This window comes from Kribbella hippodromi (assembly GCF_039531045.1).
Lineage (GTDB): Bacteria > Actinomycetota > Actinomycetes > Propionibacteriales > Kribbellaceae > Kribbella > Kribbella hippodromi.
In genome coordinates, this window is the sequence record NZ_BAAAPH010000011.1 from 1 (window position 1) to 19,108 (window position 19,108).

Annotated in this window: 18 protein-coding genes and 1 pseudogene; 12 read left to right on the forward strand and 7 right to left on the reverse strand. The window is 67.6% G+C overall.

Going from position 1 to position 19,108, the window contains the following annotated elements:
- Positions 1-497 precede the first annotated feature (497 nt).
- From ABD260_RS37600 to ABD260_RS18000, 3 genes and pseudogenes are all read left to right on the forward strand, one after another.
- Positions 498-755: pseudogene (locus ABD260_RS37600) on the forward strand (FHA domain-containing protein); the annotation flags it as partial.
- A 1,144-nt stretch (positions 756-1,899) separates the two neighbouring features.
- Positions 1,900-2,331: a hypothetical protein gene (locus ABD260_RS17995; protein WP_344234736.1), complete on the forward strand. Its 432-nt coding sequence runs from the start codon at positions 1,900-1,902 to the stop codon at positions 2,329-2,331.
- An 89-nt stretch (positions 2,332-2,420) separates the two neighbouring features.
- Entirely contained in the window at positions 2,421-3,347 is a 927-nt protein-coding gene (locus ABD260_RS18000) for a hypothetical protein (protein WP_344234737.1), read from the forward strand.
- A 105-nt stretch (positions 3,348-3,452) separates the two neighbouring features.
- Here ABD260_RS18000 and ABD260_RS18005 read toward each other — a convergent pair whose 3' ends face one another.
- Complete coding sequence (locus ABD260_RS18005; protein WP_344234738.1) at positions 3,453-4,031, reverse strand: GNAT family N-acetyltransferase; 579 nt, start codon at positions 4,029-4,031, stop codon at positions 3,453-3,455.
- An 82-nt stretch (positions 4,032-4,113) separates the two neighbouring features.
- Here ABD260_RS18005 and ABD260_RS18010 point away from each other — a divergent pair, with 82 nt between their 5' ends.
- The gene (locus ABD260_RS18010) at positions 4,114-4,548 is read left to right on the forward strand and encodes a MarR family winged helix-turn-helix transcriptional regulator (protein WP_344234739.1); all 435 of its coding nucleotides are present in this window, start codon (positions 4,114-4,116) and stop codon (positions 4,546-4,548) included.
- Entirely contained in the window at positions 4,545-5,744 is a 1,200-nt protein-coding gene (locus ABD260_RS18015; RefSeq protein ID WP_344234740.1) for an epoxide hydrolase family protein, read from the forward strand. The genes ABD260_RS18010 and ABD260_RS18015 overlap by 4 nt, the downstream gene beginning before the upstream one ends.
- Here ABD260_RS18015 and ABD260_RS18020 read toward each other — a convergent pair.
- The 3 genes from ABD260_RS18020 to ABD260_RS18030 are packed head-to-tail and all read right to left on the reverse strand — an operon-like array spanning position 5,671 to position 8,669.
- A complete protein-coding gene (locus ABD260_RS18020) occupies positions 5,671-6,498 on the reverse strand; it encodes a helix-turn-helix domain-containing protein (protein ID WP_344234741.1) in 828 nt (275 codons plus the stop codon). The two genes, ABD260_RS18015 and ABD260_RS18020, sit on opposite strands and share 74 nt — an antisense overlap.
- Positions 6,491-7,309 (reverse strand): alpha/beta fold hydrolase, encoded by an 819-nt coding sequence (locus ABD260_RS18025; protein WP_344234742.1) that lies wholly within the window; start codon positions 7,307-7,309, stop codon positions 6,491-6,493. The genes ABD260_RS18020 and ABD260_RS18025 overlap by 8 nt, the downstream gene beginning before the upstream one ends.
- A 22-nt stretch (positions 7,310-7,331) precedes the next feature.
- Entirely contained in the window at positions 7,332-8,669 is a 1,338-nt protein-coding gene (locus ABD260_RS18030; protein ID WP_344234743.1) for an MFS transporter, read from the reverse strand.
- A 71-nt stretch (positions 8,670-8,740) separates the two neighbouring features.
- On the opposite strand from ABD260_RS18030, the gene ABD260_RS18035 reads away from it, so the two are divergent.
- Complete coding sequence (locus ABD260_RS18035; RefSeq protein ID WP_344234744.1) at positions 8,741-9,301, forward strand: TetR/AcrR family transcriptional regulator; 561 nt, start codon at positions 8,741-8,743, stop codon at positions 9,299-9,301.
- A gap of 13 nt (positions 9,302-9,314) precedes the next feature.
- On the opposite strand, the gene ABD260_RS18040 is transcribed toward ABD260_RS18035, so the two are convergent.
- The 3 genes from ABD260_RS18040 to ABD260_RS18050 all read right to left on the reverse strand — a co-directional run bounded on the left by ABD260_RS18040 (position 9,315) and on the right by ABD260_RS18050 (position 14,662).
- A complete protein-coding gene (locus tag ABD260_RS18040) occupies positions 9,315-10,556 on the reverse strand; it encodes an MFS transporter (protein WP_344234745.1) in 1,242 nt (413 codons plus the stop codon).
- Positions 10,553-11,842: a DUF3089 domain-containing protein gene (locus ABD260_RS18045; protein WP_344234746.1), complete on the reverse strand. Its 1,290-nt coding sequence runs from the start codon at positions 11,840-11,842 to the stop codon at positions 10,553-10,555. The genes ABD260_RS18040 and ABD260_RS18045 overlap by 4 nt, the downstream gene beginning before the upstream one ends.
- A gap of 99 nt (positions 11,843-11,941) precedes the next feature.
- Positions 11,942-14,662: an alpha-L-rhamnosidase-related protein gene (locus tag ABD260_RS18050; RefSeq protein WP_344234747.1), complete on the reverse strand. Its 2,721-nt coding sequence runs from the start codon at positions 14,660-14,662 to the stop codon at positions 11,942-11,944.
- A gap of 83 nt (positions 14,663-14,745) precedes the next feature.
- On the opposite strand from ABD260_RS18050, the gene ABD260_RS18055 reads away from it, so the two are divergent.
- The 6 genes from ABD260_RS18055 to ABD260_RS18080 all read left to right on the forward strand — a co-directional run bounded on the left by ABD260_RS18055 (position 14,746) and on the right by ABD260_RS18080 (position 19,060).
- Complete coding sequence (locus ABD260_RS18055) at positions 14,746-15,363, forward strand: TetR/AcrR family transcriptional regulator (protein WP_344234748.1); 618 nt, start codon at positions 14,746-14,748, stop codon at positions 15,361-15,363.
- Positions 15,364-15,755: 392 nt separating this feature from the next.
- A complete protein-coding gene (locus tag ABD260_RS18060) occupies positions 15,756-16,280 on the forward strand; it encodes a P-loop NTPase family protein (RefSeq protein WP_344234749.1) in 525 nt (174 codons plus the stop codon).
- Complete coding sequence (locus ABD260_RS18065) at positions 16,267-16,845, forward strand: hypothetical protein (protein ID WP_344234750.1); 579 nt, start codon at positions 16,267-16,269, stop codon at positions 16,843-16,845. Before ABD260_RS18060 ends, ABD260_RS18065 begins: the two co-directional genes overlap by 14 nt.
- A 591-nt stretch (positions 16,846-17,436) precedes the next feature.
- A complete protein-coding gene (locus ABD260_RS18070) occupies positions 17,437-17,691 on the forward strand; it encodes a hypothetical protein (protein ID WP_344234751.1) in 255 nt (84 codons plus the stop codon).
- Complete coding sequence (locus ABD260_RS18075) at positions 17,681-18,193, forward strand: DUF6879 family protein (protein ID WP_344234752.1); 513 nt, start codon at positions 17,681-17,683, stop codon at positions 18,191-18,193. The genes ABD260_RS18070 and ABD260_RS18075 overlap by 11 nt, the downstream gene beginning before the upstream one ends.
- 12 nt (positions 18,194-18,205) lie before the next feature.
- Positions 18,206-19,060 carry a helix-turn-helix domain-containing protein gene (locus tag ABD260_RS18080; RefSeq protein ID WP_344234753.1) on the forward strand — a complete coding sequence of 285 codons (855 nt, stop codon included), beginning with the start codon at positions 18,206-18,208 and terminating at the stop codon, positions 19,058-19,060.
- The last annotated feature ends 48 nt before the right edge of the window (positions 19,061-19,108 follow it).

Genomic DNA, 19,108 nt, shown 5'->3' on the forward strand with positions numbered 1-19,108 from the left:
TACACAACACCCTCCATCAGGCGTTGCTTAGACCGATGGACTCCGCCCCACAACAGGAGTGGATATCCCGCTTTATGAATTGATGTGTGGGTCAGCTGCGATCGGGAGGGGTGGACGGTGGTCGCGGGAGGTGAACGGGTACCGCGCTCGCAGCGGACAAAGGGCAGCTCGACAGGTAGTACACCTCCGAGACGCCGTACACCCCGACCCGTTCACGCTCAAGTGCACTACGCACCCAACCCACACGTCCTGTCCACCCGCACACCACTCTGCTGGACGCAACTAGTGGGGTGAGGCGAGTGAGCGAGGGGTTGCGGAGGGTTTCGGGTGGGGTTTGGGTTGCGGTGGGTGGGGATCTGCTGGTGGTCTGGTCCGGGTGTGGATGGCAGAATCGCGCAGACGGGTTGGACGCCGGCGGGGGGTGCGACGCCTCGGCGACGGCGGGACGGAACGCGATCAGGACGACGCCGGCTGGGGTGTGAGTGGAAACCGAATTCGTGCTGTCGCTCGGTGAGCAGCGCTGGCAGTTGCCGACCGAGGCGGACACGTTCACCATCGGCCGCGCCTCGAACGCCGACGTACGCCTCCAGGCCGACGACCAGATCTCCCGCATCCACGCCCGCCTCACCCGCGACGGCTCCACCTGGACCCTCCACGACGAGTCCCGCAACGGCACCGGCCTCAACGGCCGCCGCCTCACCACCCCCACCCGCCTGACCACCGGCGACCGAATCCACATCGGACGCAGCGTCCTCACCTTCACCCACACCACCTCCACCGCCTCACCAGCCACCTCTGGCCCCGCCCTCTCCCCCAAGTCGCCCGCCCCCACTCCCGCCCCATCCACCGACTCACCCGGCCCATCCGGTGCGGCGGGTACGTCGCGCGCTTCCGGCGACGCCCACAGCGCGACGAACCCGCCCCACGAGGTTCCCGACTCACTCAGCACACCCGCCCCGCCCGACGACTCCCCCTTCGGCACACCCGGCACACCCGCTCCGCCCGGTGCATCCGATGCAGCCAGCACGCCTGGCACGACCAGTGCATCCGGTGCAGCCGGTGGCTCGCGTGGAGCAGTCGGGGACGCACTTGGTCCGGTGAATGCATCCGGTGCGGCCGGCACACGCGAAACGACCAGTGCATCCGGTCCGGCCGGTGCAGCCGGCACGCCTGGCACGACCAGTGCATCCGGTACGGCCGGTGGCTCGCGTGGGGCAGTCGGGGACGCACTTGGTGCGGTGAGTGCATCTGGTGCGGCCGGCACGTCCGGTCCGGCCAGTGCAGCCGGTCCGGCCAGTGCAGCAGGTGGTTCGCGTGGGGCCGGCGGGGACGCACTTGGTGCGGTGAATGCAGCTGGTGCGGCCGGTACGCCCGGTGACTCGGGTGGGGCGGGCGGGGGTTCGCTCGGTGCGGGTGGTACGCCTCCTGAGCTTGCAACCAGTACTGACAGTTCTGAGAGCTCTTCTGCGTCCAGGGCTCCGGCTGCTGAAGCGTTCGGTGAGCGGGCGGTGCCTGCTGCGTCGTACGAGCCTTCATCGCCTCACGAGTCAGCCGACGCGTACGAGTCGCCCGCCGCGTACCAGGGCTCCTCCGGCTACGAACCAACCGCCGCGCAGGAGAGTTCTTCCGGGTACGAATCACCCGCGCACGAAGGCTCCTCCGGGTACGGACCAGTTGTCGCAGGCGAAGGGCCTTCTGGCTACGGGTCTTCCGTCGCGGAGGATGGGGCGTCCGGGTACGGCGGTTCTGCGGATGAGGCTGGGCCGGCGGTGGGTGAGCGGTCGCCGGCGGAGGCGTATCCGTCTGCGGATCGATCGGAGGCGGATCGGTCGCCTTGGGGGATGTCGTCGCCTGTTGAGCACTCGGAGCCGAGCTGGAACGAGTCGGCGGAGTGGGCCGATGCGAGCGGGGACGGCGCGGCTGATCGTCGTTCGGCAAGAGGCGCCGGAGGTGACGGGCGTGGCGGGGCTGCGGGGGTGGTTCCTGGGTTTGACGGTCCTGTCGGGGATGACGGTGGGTACGGCGGTGGCGGTCCGGCGGGTGCTTACACGAACCGCGGAGATGCAGGTGGCCCCGCGAACGCTGACCGTCGCGCGGGTGCTGAGGTTCGCGGAGATGCAACTGCTCGCGCGGACGCAGGCGCACGCTGGGATGGCGACGCGGGCGCAGGCGCAGGCGCAGGCTGGGATGGCGACGCGGGCGCAGACGCGGGCGCGGGCTGGGATGGCGGAGCGGACGCGGGCGCGGGCACAGGCGCACGCTGGGATGCCGGCGCGGACGCGGGTGCGGGTGCACGCTGGGATGCGGGTGCGGATGTGGGTACTCGCGTAGGTGTTGGGGTTCGCGGGGATGCGGGGGCGCTCGGGGCCGAGAGGGCTCGCGGGGGTGTGGGGGCTCGCGGGGATGATGTGGTGGGGGCTGTGCGGTTGGTTCGGGTGCTGGCGGTGGCTGGGGCGATCGTCGGGGTTGGGTTGATTGTGAACCTGATCGTCACGTTTGGGTCGGGTGGGCCTGGTGGGGTGTTGCGGTGGTTGATTCCGCCGGGGGTTGCGTTGGTGGTGGGGATGGTGCTCGCGCTGCTTGACGCGGCGGCGCCGGTCGCGCCCGAGCGCGGGGTTGCGGGAGTGGCAACCGGTGCGGACGGCGATCATGGCGCAGGCGGTCGCGGGGCGGGTGTCCGTGAACTGGACGGTCGTGAGGCGGGCGGGCCCGGGATTGGCGGTCGCGGGGCGGGTGACCGTGAGGCGGACGTTCGCGGGATGGACGGTCGCGGGGCGGGTGGCCGTGGGGTTGGTGGTCGTGGTGCGGGTGGGCGTGGGGTGGGGCGGTTTGATGTTTCGGTTTTGGTGGCGGTGGGGGTGGTGGTGGCGGGGGTTGGGGTTGGTGGGTTCGCGTTGAGTGCGGGGGTCGAGTACGTCGCTGGGTACTTGAGTGGCAATGAGTCCGGTGAGGATCGGCTGGTCAAGCCGGTGTCGCGGACCTCGTCGGGGATCACGGTGACGGTCGAGAACGTCACGTACACGAGTCATTTCACCCGGGTCGAGGTGCGGCTGAAGAACTCGGGCAAGCAGGCGGTGACGGTTCCGGTCGACGGTGCGGCGCTGGCGGCCGCGGGCGGTGCTGCGGGCGGTACGGGTGGTACCGGCGGTGCGGGCGGTGCGGGTGGTACGACGCTGCGCGCCGATGCCGGGCGGAGCAGTTGGCCGGGGAAGATCGCGGTGGGTGGTACGGCGCACGGCACGATCACGTTCAAGGGCAAACTGCCCGGCAGCGCGACGTCGGCCGTACTCACGTTCAAGTCCGGAAACACCACCTTCTCCGTACCGGGCATCGCCGTCACCAACTGACAAGCCACACCACACCAAGCCCAGCAAAGCCAAGCTCAGCCAAGCTCCAGCCCCCAGAAGCAGCCCAGGCCCGGCCCCAGTAGCAGAAGCAGAAGCAGAAGCGGGTCAGGGGTCGGTGTGGAGGCGGCCGTGGATGTGCCAGTTGTGCCAGCCGTCGGCGTGTTTGATGGCTTGGCGGAGCGTGCCCTCCAGGCGGTAGCCGGATCGTTCGGCGACGCGGCAGGATGCGGTGTTCGCGGTGGAGTGGGAGACGTTCAGGCGGTTGAAGCCGATGGTGCGGAAAGCCCAGTCGGACAAGGCGTTCACGGAGCGTACGGCGACTGAGCGGCCGCGAGCTGCCGGCGCGACCCAGTACGAGACCGAGGCCGAGCCTTCCGCGAGTGAGATGCCGCGCAGGCCGACCTGACCGAGGGGCTGGTCGTCGGCGTCGGCGACTGCCCAGCTGGCCGCGGTTTCGGCGTCCCAGCCGTCGGTCCATTGGCCTACCCATTCGGCGGCTTCGTCGAGGGTGTCCAGGCGGCGTACGTGCCAGCGCTGGATGTCCGGGCAGGTGAACGCGGTCCGTACCGCGGCGGCGTCACCGCGGCGCCAGGACCGGAGGACGAGGCCGTCGGCGGTCAGTCGCGGTTGGGCGGCGTCGCGCAGCGTTCCCGGCGGGAGGGCCGGTTCCACGAGCAAAGGCATCCCGTGATGCTAGTGCCGAATCATATACATCGAAATTTGATATAGTTCCCTGAACCACGGCGGCAGTACGGGACGGAGCGCGATGACCGAGTTGGATGTCGATCGGCTGACGACTGTGATCGAGGACTTCAACACGATCTTCATCCGGTTGCCCGGTGTGCGGCGGCTCAACTTTTCCGCGTTGTCAGTGCTGCACACACTCGACCGCGGCGGCCCGCTCAGGTTGACCGATCTGCTGGCGACCGAGCAGCTCAAGCAGCCGGCCCTCACCAGCCTGGTCGCGAAACTCGAGCAGGACGGGTTGCTCGAGCGCCGGGCGGACCCGACCGACGGGCGCGCCAGCCTGATTTCGCTGACGGCCGCGGGTGCGGAGATCGTCAGCTCCCGCCACGCCCACCGAGTCGGCAAACTCGCGCACCTCGTCGACCAGCTCACCCCGGACGAGCGCGCCGTACTCGCCAACTCCGTCGACGTACTCCACCGGCTGACGCAGATTTCCCGAGAGGAAACACCGTGATCCCGACCCCGACCCCGATCCAGGTCCCCGACGAGGTCCTCGACGACCTCCGCCGCCGCCTGCGCGCCACCAAATGGCCGCGCGACGCCGGCAACGAGGACGGCTTCTACGGCGTACCGCGATCGCGCCTGCAGCCCCTGGTCGAGTACTGGGCCGACGGGTACGACTGGCGCGCCGCCGAGCGGGCGATGAATGTGTACGACCACTATCGCGTCGACGTCAGCGGTGTACCAGTGCACTTCCTGCGTCGCCCCGGCGTCGGCCCGCGCCCGATTCCGCTGATCCTGAGTCACGGCTGGCCGTGGACGTTCTGGCACTGGTCGAAGGTGATCGACCGGCTCGCGGATCCGGCGGCGTACGGCGGTGATCCGGCCGACGCGTTCGACGTGATCGTCCCGTCGCTGCCCGGGTTCGGATTCTCGACGCCGACCCGGCCGGACATGAACTTCTGGAAGATGGCCGACGTCTGGCACGAGCTGATGACCGACGTCCTCGGCCACCAAAAGTACGCGGCCGCGGGGTGTGATGTCGGCGCGCTGGTGACGGGGCAGCTGGCCCACAAGTACGCCGGCGAGCTGTACGGAATCCACATCGGATCGGCGCTGAAGCTGTCGTTCTTCAACGGCGACCGCGGCTGGGATCTGAGCGGCGGCCGGCCGATCCCGCCGGAGCTGCCGAAGGAGCTGCGCGAAGGTCTGGTCGCGTTCGAGCGCCGCTTCGCCGCCCACCTTGCCGCGCACGTGCTGCACCCGGGCACGCTCGGCTACGGCCTGGCCGACTCCCCGGTCGGCATGCTCGCATGGATCATGGAGCGCTGGCTGAGCTGGTCGGAGGGTGAGCCGTTCAGCGACGACGATCTGCTCACGCACGCGACGATCTACTGGGCCGGCAACGGCATCGACACCTCGATCCGTACGTACGCGAACAACAATCGCTACCCGTGGACGCCGTCCCACGACCGCCAACCGGTGATCGAAGCCCCGACCGGCATCACGTTTGTTGGCTACGAGAACCCACCGGGCGTCAGCACACCCGAGGAACGCGTCCAGAACTTCCTCGGCAGCGATCGCGCCGAGTGGTACAACCACGTCAATGTCACCGCGCACCCGCGCGGCGGCCATTTCATCCCGTGGGAGGTCCCGGACGAGTGGACCGACGACCTGCGGCGTACGTTCCGCGGCCGCCGCCCGTCCTGAAGTACTCGGCGGTTCGCGGATCGGCCGGAAGGTATGTTTCGATCGCGATCTCGTCGAGCGTGATGTCGAACGCGGCGCCGAAGGTGGTGACAGTGGTCAGGAACGCCAGCTCGGCGCCGCGATGCCGGAGCCGGATCGGCAACGCGATCTCGCTGGGATCCGGTGCCGGGAAGCCAATAGGGCCATAGGCAACCAACTCGTCATGGAGCAGATGCAGCTCGGGATCGCCGGTGACAGCGGCCTGATGAGCCAGCCGAGGCAGCAGATAACCGCGCACCTGCGCGAGGTTGCAGATCTCCAGTCCCCCATCCGGGTGCAAGGCAAGACGCATCAGGTTGATAGGGGCCGTGCGCAACTTCCGGTCCACACTGTCCAGGAACAGATTGAACGGATCGTTGGCCAGCAGGAGATTCCAGCGCCGGTCGACCGCCACCGCCGGGTACGGCGAGTGCGCCTGGACGACCTGCTCCAACGCGACCCGTACTCGCGACATGTCCGGTGCGTCCAAGGAGGTCTGCCGGAAGACCGGTGCGTGCCCGGCGGCGACGAGCAGCCGATTGCGTTCCCGGAGGGGTACGGCGAGATGCTCCGCGAGGTGCAGCACCATCGCGGAGCTCGGCGTCGTACGCCCGGTCTCGACGAAGCTGACGTGCCGCGACGACACGTCAGCCTGGATCGCGAGCTCGAGCTGACTCAGCTTCCGCCGCCGGCGCCACTCCCGGAGCAGTTCACCGACCGGTCTGTCATCACTCACTGCTCGAGTATCGCGGGTGCCGTTCGCCGCGGACCAGGTAGCGCCGGATCTGCTCCGCGATCGCGTCCGGCGCGTTCTCGTCCGGGGCGTTGTGGTCGAGCCCGGGCAGGATCGTGTAGTCCGCGTCCGGCAGGATCCCGGCCAGCTTCGGGAGTACGCCGGTCAGGTACGTGGGCGACTTCGCCCCGCCGAGGAGCAGCGTCCGCGACGCGATCCCGGCGTACCGGCTGCCGTCCGAATCCAGCCGCACGATCTCGCCCAGCTCGGCCGGCGTGAGCGGCATCATCTCCCGCGCCTCCCGGCTGCCCGGCCCGCGCATCATCAGCCAGGAGATTGCCCACAGCAACGGCTTGGCCCGGAACGGCAACAGCCCGGTCTCGCGCAGGAACATGGACATCGCCGCGACCTGCCGCCCGGCGTCGACCTGCCGGTTGAACTCGGGCAGCCAGCTCGCGCCGAACGATCCGCCCAGGCTCACGCCCGGCTCGTACACGATCAGCCCGTCCACCGGCTGCCGCAACCCGGCGTGCAGCGCGACCAACCCGCCGTAACTGTGCCCGAACAGCACCCGGGACCCGGTGTGTTCCAGCACCGCGAGCACATCGTCAGCGTCGCTCTCCACGCTGTACGACGGGTCGCGGCCCGCGCTTTCCCCGCGCCCGCGCCGCTCGATCACATGAACTTCGTGCGCTCCCGCCAGCGCCCGTGCCAACCGTCCGTAGTGATGCGCTCGCCGGTTGTTCCCCGGCACCACGACCACTCCCGGTCCGGACCCGACCGTCTCGACCGCGACCCCACCCACACGCGCCATCCCGGCACCTCCCTCGTCAGCCCTACTCTCCCCAACGCCGCTGACATGCCGCTGCCTTCCCGCTGACACGAACCGCGATCAAAGCGATCCCCAGTATCAGCGTAACCGCCGCGGCCACGAGGGCGGCCACGACAAGACCACGGGTGTACGCGGCGAAGGCCGCGTCGAGAAGGCCGGTCGCACCGCCCGCGGCGGCGACTGCACCGGTGACCGACTCCAGGGCAGCGGGAGGTACGCCGTCGCCCATCGTGGTCCGATAGACGGTACTGGCGATGGTACCGAGCGTGACGATGCCGACGGCCGCGCCGAGCATGGTCGCGGTTTCGGAGATTCCGGATGCGGCGCCCGCGCGGTCGGGTGGAGCGCTGGTGAGTACGAGTGAGTTGGCGATCGTAGCGGTGAGTCCGACGCCGTACGTGAGGAGGACGTACCCGGCCAGGAACACCCAGAGCCCGGTCCGCGAGTCGAGCGTGACGATCACCGCGAAACTGCCCGTGGCGGCGAGCAGGCCGGTGCTCAGCAGTGCGATCGACGAGAACCGGTCACCTAGTACGGCAGCGGTGGCCGTACCAACGAACGAGCCCACCAACGTTGGCAAGGCCCACAACGCGGAATCGAGCGGGGTGAGCCCATGGACGTTCTGCATAAAGGGAAACGCCAGTACGCCAAGCCCGGCCGTCACGAACGCGACGACCGCATTCGTCACGACCGCCACCGAAAAGCCCGAGCTGCGAAACAGACTGAGTACGCCCAGATCGAAGCGAACTGGTTCCGCGCTCCTTCGCTCGTCGATCAGGAACGGCGCCACGATCAGCAGCACGAGCATGACCGGCACATTGATCAGGAACACCGCTCCCCACCAGAAATGGTTCAGCAGTACGCCGCCGACGATCGGGCCCGCGACCGCGCCGCCGGTGAAGGCGATGGTCCAGGCGCCGACGGCCATCCGGCGCTGACGCTCCCCGTCGAACATGCCGCGGATCAGCGACAACGTCGACGGAGCGAGCGTGGCACCGCCAATCGCCATCAGCGCCCGGGCAAGGATCAGCACCTCCGGGCTGGGTGCGTACGCGACCAGAACCGAGACACCGCCAAACACTGCCGCGCCGATCAGCAACAGCCGTTTGCGGCCGATCCGGTCGCCGAGGCTGCCCATGGCCATCAGCAGACCGGCCATCACGAAGTGGTAGATGTCCATTGCCCACAACCACTGCCCCGCGGTCGGACGGAGCGCGGCCGAGATCGCGGGGCCGGCGACGAAGAGCAGCGAGGCGTCCATCGAGGTCAGTAGCGCCGGGCAGAGCAGCACGAGCAAACCACACCAGGTGCGTACGCCGACGGGGGTCTGATCAGTGCGCATGGTCGTGATCGTACGTACGTACAGATTCGGTGGCAATATGTACGTACGTCCAAATTGGTATTGTGCTGGGTATGGGACAACGGGAAGACCTGCTGGCCGGGGCGCGGACGTGCCTGGTCGAGAAGGGGTACCACCGGACCACGGCGCGGGACATCGCGACCGCGTCCGGTGCGCACCTGGCGTCGATCGGGTACCACTACGGATCGAAGGACGGCCTGATGAGCGCGGCCGTGCTGGAAGCGCAGGGCGAGTGGGGCGACGCGGTCGACGCGGCGGTGCTCGCGGCCGGGAAGGTGAGTCCTTCGCGGCGGCTGCAGGTTTGTGTCGACGAGCTGATCAAGGCGATGGACGGTCAGCGGGAGGTGCTGATCGCGAGCGTGCAGGCGTACGCGCAGGCCGCGTTCGCGGAGGAGATCCGGTCGATGATCGCGGATGCGACCGCGGGTGCTCGGCGGGATCTGGCCGCGATGGCGCTCGGGCGACCGGCCGAGGAGATCGACGACGCCACCGCGCAGGGGCTGGGCGCCGTCGTCCACTCGATCATCGTCGGCCTCTCGATGCAGGCCCTGCTCGACCCGGAGTCCCTGCCCACCGGACAGCAGGTCGCCGACGCGCTACACGTCCTGGCGTAGAACCACGCATCGCCTACCTGCCGCCGTCCAGGCGCGTGTCGATGGTGGTGATCGGTTCGCCTTGGCCGCGGGCGCGGAACGTGGCGCCGATCAGCCCGGACGCCGCGGTGACAATGACCATCAGCACAACGAGCGTGCTGAACCCGCTGTGCAACAGGGTCGGAACAAAAACCAGAACAATCGCGGAGACAATCCGGGCAACCCCAAAGCTCAGCCCGGTCGCCGTACCGCGGAGCGTGGTCGGAAAGTTCTCCTGCGTCCACAGCTTGTAATGCGCTTCGCCCGCAAGCACATTCGCAAACCCGTACAGCACAAAGACCCCGACCAGCGTGCCGGCCGTGATCGGCAGCACCAGCAAACTCAGCCACGCAACGACCTGCAACACGGCGCCCACCGAGAAGATCGGCCGCCGCGCCTGCGTATCCATCACGAACATCATCATCGCGACCGTGACCACGATGATCGGCACCGCGATCAGCGACGCGAGCAAAGCGCGATCCGGACTGAGTCCGCCCACGGTTTCCAGCGCGTACAACCCGAATGATCCATAGAAGTTCGTACCGATGGTGAGCAGGCCATAAAACGCGATCATGGCCACGGTCGTACGCACCAATGCCGGGTTGAACAAGTCCTGTACGCGAGTTCTCCGGCCACTGGACTGTTGCCAGCTGACCGATTCGCGCATTCGCCGGCGCAGCGCCCACGTGACAATTGCCAGCAGCAGGAAATGCCCGAAGATCAACCTCGGCATCAACTCACCGTACTTATTGGTGAACAGCACCAGCACAATCACCACCAACGGCCCGAGCCCCCACAAGAACCCGGTGAACGTCACGAACTTTCCCCGCTGCGCCGCGGGCGAGCTCTCACCGACCAGTGCGAGTGCGGTGGGTACGTCCGCGCCGATCGCCAACCCGACCACGATCACGCCGACGAACAGCATCGGCGTACCCGAGGCGAACACCAGCCACAGCAGGCCGAACGCGTAGAGCAGCAGATCGGCCGCGTACACCTTCTTCCGTCCGTAGCGGTCGCCGATCCGGCCGCCTGCGATCGCGCCGATACCGATGCATACGGTCAGCGCGGCGGACAGGAAGCCAAGCTGCCAGGACGTCAAACCGAACTGCGACTCCCAGCGACTGAGGCTCGCGGAGACGCCGACGATCGTTCCGGCGTCGAGGTACGACGCCATCCCCGCGAGCGCCGCCAACCGCCATGGGCTGACGGAGGCGACCTCGGATTTGATCGCGGTCACTGGTTTGCCTTCCATACGGCGGTCTGAGCAGCCAGCAACTCGGCCAGGTTGCCTAGGGCAAGGTTGTAGTCGGCAACATGGAGTCCGAGCGCCGAGGTCGACGCACTGGCGGGCAGGATGTTGGCGCCACCATCGATCTGCAGCCAACTGGCATTTGCGGTACGACGGCACTGCCCGGTGAGGGTCGACTGGTAGTGCGCGAATCCGGTGGTGAAACTGGTCAAGTCGTAGCCGAGCAACTCCAGCCACAGATGGCCGTTCGGGTTCAAGATGTTGCCTTGGACAAGTGTTCTGGTCGGCATATAGGCGTCCAGTGCGGTCGCCGCGGCAGGATCGGTGCCAGCTACGAGCGCCGCCGGGTTTACGCAGGCGATCTGATGCGCCGGATCATTGCTCCAGGCAAGGCTTCCAGTTCCAGGTGAAGTGCCTTCCGCCTGCTGGTACGACGAGTACGCGACCACGCACCCCACCGGCACCGACGTACCACGTTGGCAGAGCGGGAGATGCTGGAAGGTCGAGCCCGGGTCGGCTCCGCCACCGGCGACGCCTCCCGTCGGTACCGTCACCGCGCCGCCCAGCAGCACGGCACTCACCAGTTGCCGGGTCACCTCGGGTTTGCCGTCGATCGACGCCTGGATCATCCGCTCCAGCGCGACACTGCCCTGCGAATGACCGAGCAGGATCACGCCACGGCGCTTACCTGTCGCCGGGTCGAGGTTGTCGTGATTCCAGTAGTAGTTCCAGGCCTGTTGGACGTCGGCGAAACCTTCGCCCAGGTACGGGTCGGCGCCGGTCAGCACGCCGACCGCGAGATCTGGGAGGGTCGCCTGCCGGTACAGCGGCGCGAACAGCCGGCAACCACCGGTGAAGCGAGCGGCCTGGGTGAGCATGACCGCGGCCCCTTCGGGACGGGCGGCCGGTGGGTTCGAACCGAGGTTCAGCAAGGGATTCGCGAGCAGGTCGACGGTTGGGTACACGTAGAAGCAGTCGACTGACGGATTGGACTGGGCGGTGAACTTTTCTACACCGGCCGGTGCACCGCCGACCATGTTCGTCGCGTCCAGCGTGACGAGACTTCCGTCCGGGTAGCGGGCGGTCCCGGCGGACTCGACCGGGTTGCCGCTCGCGTCCTGATTGCAGGGGTTGGCGGGCATTCCCGGGCGGCACAACCACACTGGCGTGACTAGTGGGTCGGCTGTCGCCGTGATCGCGCTGGTGACGGCTTGTGCTGGGATGAGCGCAAGGATGGCTGCGCAGGCGATCAACCTTCTCCGGAGCGACCTCATGGCACATCTCCTGTCGAAGCACTTGGGCGTTGCGATGGGTGCGGGTTCTCGGGCGGCGTTTGCCGGTAGACTGTCAGCTCGGTGCGAACGCGGATGGAATCAGATCTCGGCCTCGAAGCGCCCGGCCGGATGACGGGTAACGCGCCCCGACCGACTCACAACCTCCACGGGCACCGGCGAATCCACCTCAACCCACTGGCTCGTGCTGGCGTCCGGCGACAGCACCTCGCCCGGCGCACCGGTGACCGGGACCGGCGAGTTCACCTCGGGCTGCTGGGTGGTGATGGCGACCGAGATGATGCCGTGTGGGGTTGGGGCGGCGCCCTTCGCGTGGGTCAGGTGGGCGAGGCGCGGCGCGATGCGGGCTGTGGTGAAGCCGGGTTCGGCGGGGGTGATGCCGAGGGTGTAGCGGATCAGGTCGCGGGTGGGGGTCGCCGACCAGCCGTGAGCGTACGAACCGCCTTCCCAGCACTCGCGAAAGGCCGTCGGAGCGTCCTTGAGCAGCTCGATCCAGTCCAGGCAGAGGGGCGCGATCTCGTCCGCGGCGTCGAGGAGGGCAAGTGCGTCGTGGACGACGTACCGGAAGAACGGCTGGGCGCCGACGACCAGGCGTTCGGTGTCCCAGTCCGGGTCGGGGCGCGCGGACACCGGCTGGCCGTCGACCGGACCGCGCGCGTCACCACCGTGGTCGGCGAGCGGGCTGGTGGTGAACATGGCGTCGCGGTCAAGCAGCAGGCGACGGACCTCGTCTTTGCGTTCCGCCGGCACCAGCCCGCCACAGACCCCCGCAGCCGCAACATGCTCACTCACCGACGACCCGATCCCTCCGGCGATGAGGTTGTCGCGGTAGGCGTGGCGGTCGGGGTCCCAGAAGGCTTCGAAGCCGGTTCGTAGGCGGTGGTGGAAAGTGCGCGCCCACTCTGCGCGGTTGGTGTCTCCGAGCCAGTGCGACATTTCCGCGAAGTCCAGTAGGCCGCGCGCCACCAGTGCGTTCAGGGCGGCGCTTGCGCCTCGTACCTGAACCGGCGACCAGTCGATCAGCACCCAACCCGGCACGTCGCTGATCACGTCGCGGTCGTCGACGTACGGCTCGAACCACCGCAGAATGCCTTCCGCCGTCCCGAGGAGGCTCGCGACGAGCGCGCGGTCGCCCGTGTACGTGTAGAGGTTGTGCACCGAACGGATCCAGTGCAGCGACCAATCCGGGATGGTAGGGATGTTCGGAGTCGCGAAATCGCCGGCCGCGACCATCGGCAACAGGCCGTCCACCCGAGGTTGCGCGAGCAGGCGCGGGTTCCAGCGCGCCAAACTCCAGTCCTGGTTGGCGATCAGGTCGACCGACTGGTGTACGACGGCATCGCCCGTCCAGGCGCGCTGTTCACGCGTCGGGCAGTCGACGTACGCGTCATGCGCGGTGAGATCCACCGTCCGAAGACCGACGCGATAAATCTCATCGAGCCGCTCGTCGCTGGAGCTGAACGGTGCTACGGGTACCCGCGGCCGCAACTGTTCATGCAGCCGAACCGAGGTGATTTCGGTGCCTTCAGCAACCACTAACACGAGGTACCGGCCGCCGACCGGATCGGATGATTTGTAGCAATCGCCCGATCCGCGAGCGGTATACCTGAACACCGGACTACTGTCCAACGCCGCAACAGTTGGTACCTCCAACAAAGCGCCATCAACCACAGCCCCCTGCGCCCCCACCACCTCCACCTCAACCCGCCCAAAAACCACTACCCCAAAATCAGCCACCAGCACACATCCACCCGCGCCGTCACCAAGGTGATCGCCCAGCCCACCACCACGCTGCCCGTCCCGCCCACCACCAGGCGGGACCTCCGGCCCGTCGCTGTGCTGGACCTCCCGCCCCTCGCCGCGCCCGGGGCATCGCTCTGTGTGCGGAACATCCAGCGCCCTGCGCAGGTTCGTACGCGGGTCATCCTCAACTGACTGGGTGCACGGGTGAGTCGAGGTGATCGTCGCAGTGCGGACCTCTCCCCCTAAGTGCGGGATCGGCCGAGCGGTCAGTACGCCCCACGGCTCGGTCGGCGGGCGAGTCGCTCCGCGCGGACCGACAATAGAAAGCTCGGCCAAAACAGTTGCCTGCGGCCACTGACTGTCATCGAACCCAGCCTCGATCCACCCCGGATCGAGCAACCGCGCGTCGAAGACCTCAGGGAGCTGAGTAACCAAAACCCCCATCGGCTCACCCGGCTGCCACGCGTCCCCCGGCTGACAACGCCAGCTCTCGTCGGACCCGATGACCTCTTCATCCAACGCGAGCTCGGCGACCAGCCCGCCCCCACCCATCGTGAAACTCGGCGGCGATGGCTCCCACCACGGCACCGGATGCCCGTAGAAGCGCGCCAGTACGGCGATCACGTTGCGGCCTTCGCCGAGCAAGGGCAGTACGTCGTACTCGTCGTACGACAACTGCCGAGGCCCATGCCGTACCGGGCCGGCACCGACTTCGTGCCCGTTGACGTACAGGAGGTAGCGCGCATCCGCACTGATCCGCAAAGCAGCCGCACCCGGCAGGCGCGCCACGTCGAACGTCTTACGAAACAGCACCCGCCGATCGAACCGCGACCGATCCAGCGCCCCGTACGGCTGCGCCGCCGTCGGCCCACCGAGCGCCGACTCCCCCGCCCAAACCCACTGCCCAACCCACCGCCCCGCCCACTGCCCCACCCGCTGCCTGTCCCGCCCGGTCCGCTCGGCGCCCTCGGCGCCCTCGGCGCGCTCGGTACCACCGGCACCCCTGGCCCCCTTGGCACCCTCGGTCCGTTCGGCCCCGGCCCGCTCCGTCGACCCCATCCGCCTCACATCCTCCTGGCTCGATGGATCGGAATTCTACTTACCACTAGGTAGAATTCAAGAGGATGCGATAGGAAAGCTCCATGGGAACCAAGCGCGCCGGCCGCAAAGTACAACCGCGGGGCGAGTCCCGGCGCGAGGAACTGCTGAAGGCGGCCGCCACACTGTTCGCCGAGCGCGGGTACGCGAGCACCAGCATCAGCGACGTCGCGTCCGCGGTCGGCGTCACCCAGCAGGCGCTGCTGTACTACTTCGGCAACAAGGTCGGCCTGCTGCACGCGGTGATCGATCAGCGCGACGGGATGAGCCTCGAGTTCGCCCGTGAGCTGGCTGAGATCGGCGGGGTGGCGGCGATCGAACAGCTGCCCCGGTACGCGCATCGCAACCTCGCCGACCCGGACCTGGCCCGCCTCTTCACCGTCCTGGTCACCGAAAACCTGCAGCCCGGCGACGTGGCCCACGACCATTTCGTCACCCGCTACCGCAACCTCCGGGCGCTGATCGAGCAAATGATCACCACCGGCCAGGAAACCGGCGACTTCTCCGCAGCCGTCAACCCCCGGCTGAAGGCCACCGAAATCCTCGCTTTCATCGAGGGCCTCAACACCCAGTGGCTCCTCGACCCAACCTCCATCGACCTGGTCGCCACCACGGAGAACTTCGTCACCGACCTGGTCCAAACCCTGACCCGGCCAACCTGACCCGCCCGCCCCGGCGGCTAATGCGAGTGGCAGCTGCCGGGCGACCGGTTAGGATCGTGCTGAATGGACGGACGGCGCTGGCCGGACCGTTCCTGGATTTCGTTGGAGTGGTCACTCATGGCGGAAGGCGTCTGGGGTCGGGTGCATCGCGACCTGCCCGGCCGGCCGGGCACGCGCTGACACGGTAGGTACCGACTTGTTGTCGCGTGCTGTGCGGTTAGGCAGCAATGCGATGCTGAGCCAGCTTTGATCCTGCCGTGTCGCAGAAGGCCATTTGCCGGCTTCGACACCACCCTGCAGACAGCCTGCAGGTAGTCGAACCTGGCACCGCTGCGACCCTGCGAGGTGTCATGTACTCCCACGAAACACAACGCCGTATCGTCGTCACCGGGATGGCTGGAGCCGGGAAGTCCACGTTCTCCCGGGCCCTTGCGGCCAAGTCCGGCCTGCCGCTCATCCATCTGGACCTCCAGTTCTGGAAGCCGGGTTGGACTGAACCGTCCGAGGCCGAGTGGCGCGAGAAACAACGTGGTCTCCTGGCCGGCGACGCGTGGATCGTCGACGGCAACTACGCCGAGACGCTCGATCTCCGGCTCGAACGAGCCGACACCGTGGTGCTCCTGGCCACACCGTGGTGGCGGTGCGCGGGACGCGCGATGCTGCGCGGCTTCCGCATGCCCGACACGCTGCCTGAAGGCTCCGAGTACTCGCGCTGGCAACGGTTGCGCGCCGAGTGGCGCCTCGTTCCGATCATCTGGCGGAACCGGCGCACGGAGCTCGAACGCGAGCAAACGATCATTGCCAGGCACGGGCAGCACACGACGCAGTACGTACTCAAGTCCAAGCGGGCGATCCGGGAATTCCTCGACGGATGTGCCGATGTTGCCGGAGAGGAGCACAGCCATGGAAGCAACTGAGGTACGGCGTGCAGTGACTGCGGCGATGCAGACGGCCGCAGAACTCGGCTTGGCGGTTGACGACGCGACCGTCCTCAGCGACTCCAACCGACTCGTCATCCACCTATTGCCCTGCGACACCGTCGCCCGAGTCACGCCCACGAACCACTTCGCCAGCGCCGAGCAGGAAGTCGAACTCGTACGCCGGCTGGCGCGTACCGACAGCCCGGTCGCCCCGCTTGAGCCTCGGGTCGAACCACGTGTCTTCGTACGCGACGGCTTCAAGATCGCCCTGTGGACGCACTTCGAACCTGTGCACTCTCGGGTGCTTACACCGGCCGCGTACGCGCAGGCGCTCGCACTTCTCCACGCCGGCCTACGACGGATCGAGGTCCCGACGCCACACGTCATGGACCGAGTGGCTGCTACCCAACGAGACGCTGCCAACCGTGAGGTCACTCCCGATCTCACGGATACGGACCGGGTGCTGCTCGCCGATACCCTGCACGACCTAGGCCGATCAATCGGCGCCCGACGCGACTCCGACCAACTCCTACACGGCGAGCCACACCGCTCAACCTCCTGAACACAAAGCACGGCCCACTCTTCATCGACTTCGAAAACACCGCCCGCGGCCCCGTCGAGTACGACCTGGCCTGGGCACCCAACGAGGTCAGCCGGCACTATCCCAACACCGACCACGACCTACTCGACGCCTGCCGGGGCATCGTCCTCGCCATCGTCACCACCCACCGCTGGACCCACAACGACCGCCACCCCAGCGGCCGAGCATCAGGAGTGGCGTTCCTGACCGCCCTCCAGACCGGCCCACCGTGGCCAGCCTTGGACGACGTCGCCTGGTAGCGCGACCTCCCGACCGGGCCGTCAACCGACCGCCTGAAGCGGACAACAGAACGCGCAGGTCAGCAGGGGCTGGCCTGCGCGTTGTCAAGGGGTGGAGGTGGAGGGTGGGTCCTCGTCGGGCTTGTCGTTCTGTGGTTCCTGGGCAAGGCGCTCCCGTACATCGCCTATGGCGCTATCTGCTGCTCGGCGGCTTGATCGGCTTGGCCCTTGCGTATGTGATCGCTGCTGCGGTGCACACCCCTCGCGGGGCTGTTCTGGCCCACGACACGCGACAACTCGTCCCCGGCCGCCGACGAGCCTACGCTGCAAGTCCATGCAACTCGATCTCCGAGGGGAGCAGATCGTGGCACTGAAGTTCATCGGTAAGGACCCAAATTCGCCGAACACCAACTCGCCCACCGTGTGGCTGGACGAGACCGACGGCAGCCTCGTGATTCAGGGCTGGAAACTGGACGAAACAACGACGGCAGAGGTCAACGCGACAGCGCCGGTCCCGGACCACGAGACGGTGCTGCGCATCCCGGCACGGATGGCCCCATACCTGAAGGAGGCGATGGGTGACGGCTGAGCCAGTCGCCTTCCAGTTGTTCCGGGGCGCCGTACGAAGTGCGCTGCACCTCGAAACACGCGACCTGTACGAGCCTGCCGACCCTGACTGGAACGAGTGGAGGTCCGGACACCGCTTCGACCCTGCCGAGCGATGGGCGGCCTTCCACAACCTGGTTCGGGAGACGACCGGGCGCGGAGTAGCGGTCCGACGCGCCCGGATCGTCTCAGAGCCGATCAATGAGTATGTCCGATTCGAGTACGACGTGACTGACCCGCACAACGTCGCGGCCGGCGAGCAGGTCCGGTGGTTGCCCAGACAGCAGGCAACCGGGCTCCTGATCCCAGCGAACGACTTCTGGGTGTTCGACGAGCAGACCGTGCTCTGGAACTTCTTCGATGGCGACGGTGCCTGGGTCGGTGAGGAGCGGGTCGACGAACCGGAACTCGCCAAGGCTTGCGTAGCATCATTCGACGCTGTGTGGGGTCGAGCGATCCCACACAAGGAGTACCAGCCGACCTGAGAGCGACCTCCGTTGCCGACCCCACCCGCCTTCTCCAACGCACAGAAGGCCAAGAACGACTTCGGTGCCCGCCTCGGTGACCTCCGGAAAGCATCCGGACTCACCGGGCGGGCACTTGCCGCGTCGTGCGGGTGGCACGAGTCGAAGGTGTCGCGCATCGAGAACGGCAAGACCTCCCCATCCACCGAGGACGTCCGTGCCTGGGCGACTTGGTGCGGGTCGGAAAGCCAGATTCCCGACCTCATCGCATCCTTGGAAGCGATCGAGGGCATGTTTGTCGAGTGGCGACGCATGGAGAAGACCGGGCTGCGTCGCGCCCAACAGGCAGTTCTGCCACTTTGGGAACGCACGAGGCGCTTCCGCACTTACTCGCCCTGGCTGATCCCCGGCGCCGTGCAGACAGAGAGCTATACCAGGGCCGTGCTCCGCGGGACATCTGCGCGCCGCGGGCTTCCGGACGACGTGGAGGATGCGGTTGCCGTCCGCAAAGACCGTCTGAGGTTGCTGCACGAGGGCAATCGGACCTTCGCGGTGCTCATCGAGGAAGCAGTTTTGCGCAACGTGATCGGTGGCTCCGACGTCATGGCCGGCCAGTTGGGTCACCTGCTCACCGTGAGCGAGCTGCCATCAGTCTCGCTCGGGATCCTGCCGATGGGGGCTGAGCGCACCGCCATGCCACCGGTCGAGGATTTCTGGATCTTCGATGACGCCCAGGTCAACGTCGAACTGATCTCCGGATGCCTCACGATCACACAGCCCGGAGAGGTGGCGATGTACGCCGACGCGTTCAGCCGACTCGCTGACATCGCAGTGGTCGGCGCCCCGGCACGGCGACTCATTGCCGCAGCAATCGACACCCTGGAATGATCCCTGCAAGTTCGTGCAAGCTTGTGGTGCGATCGCTGCATCCGGTTC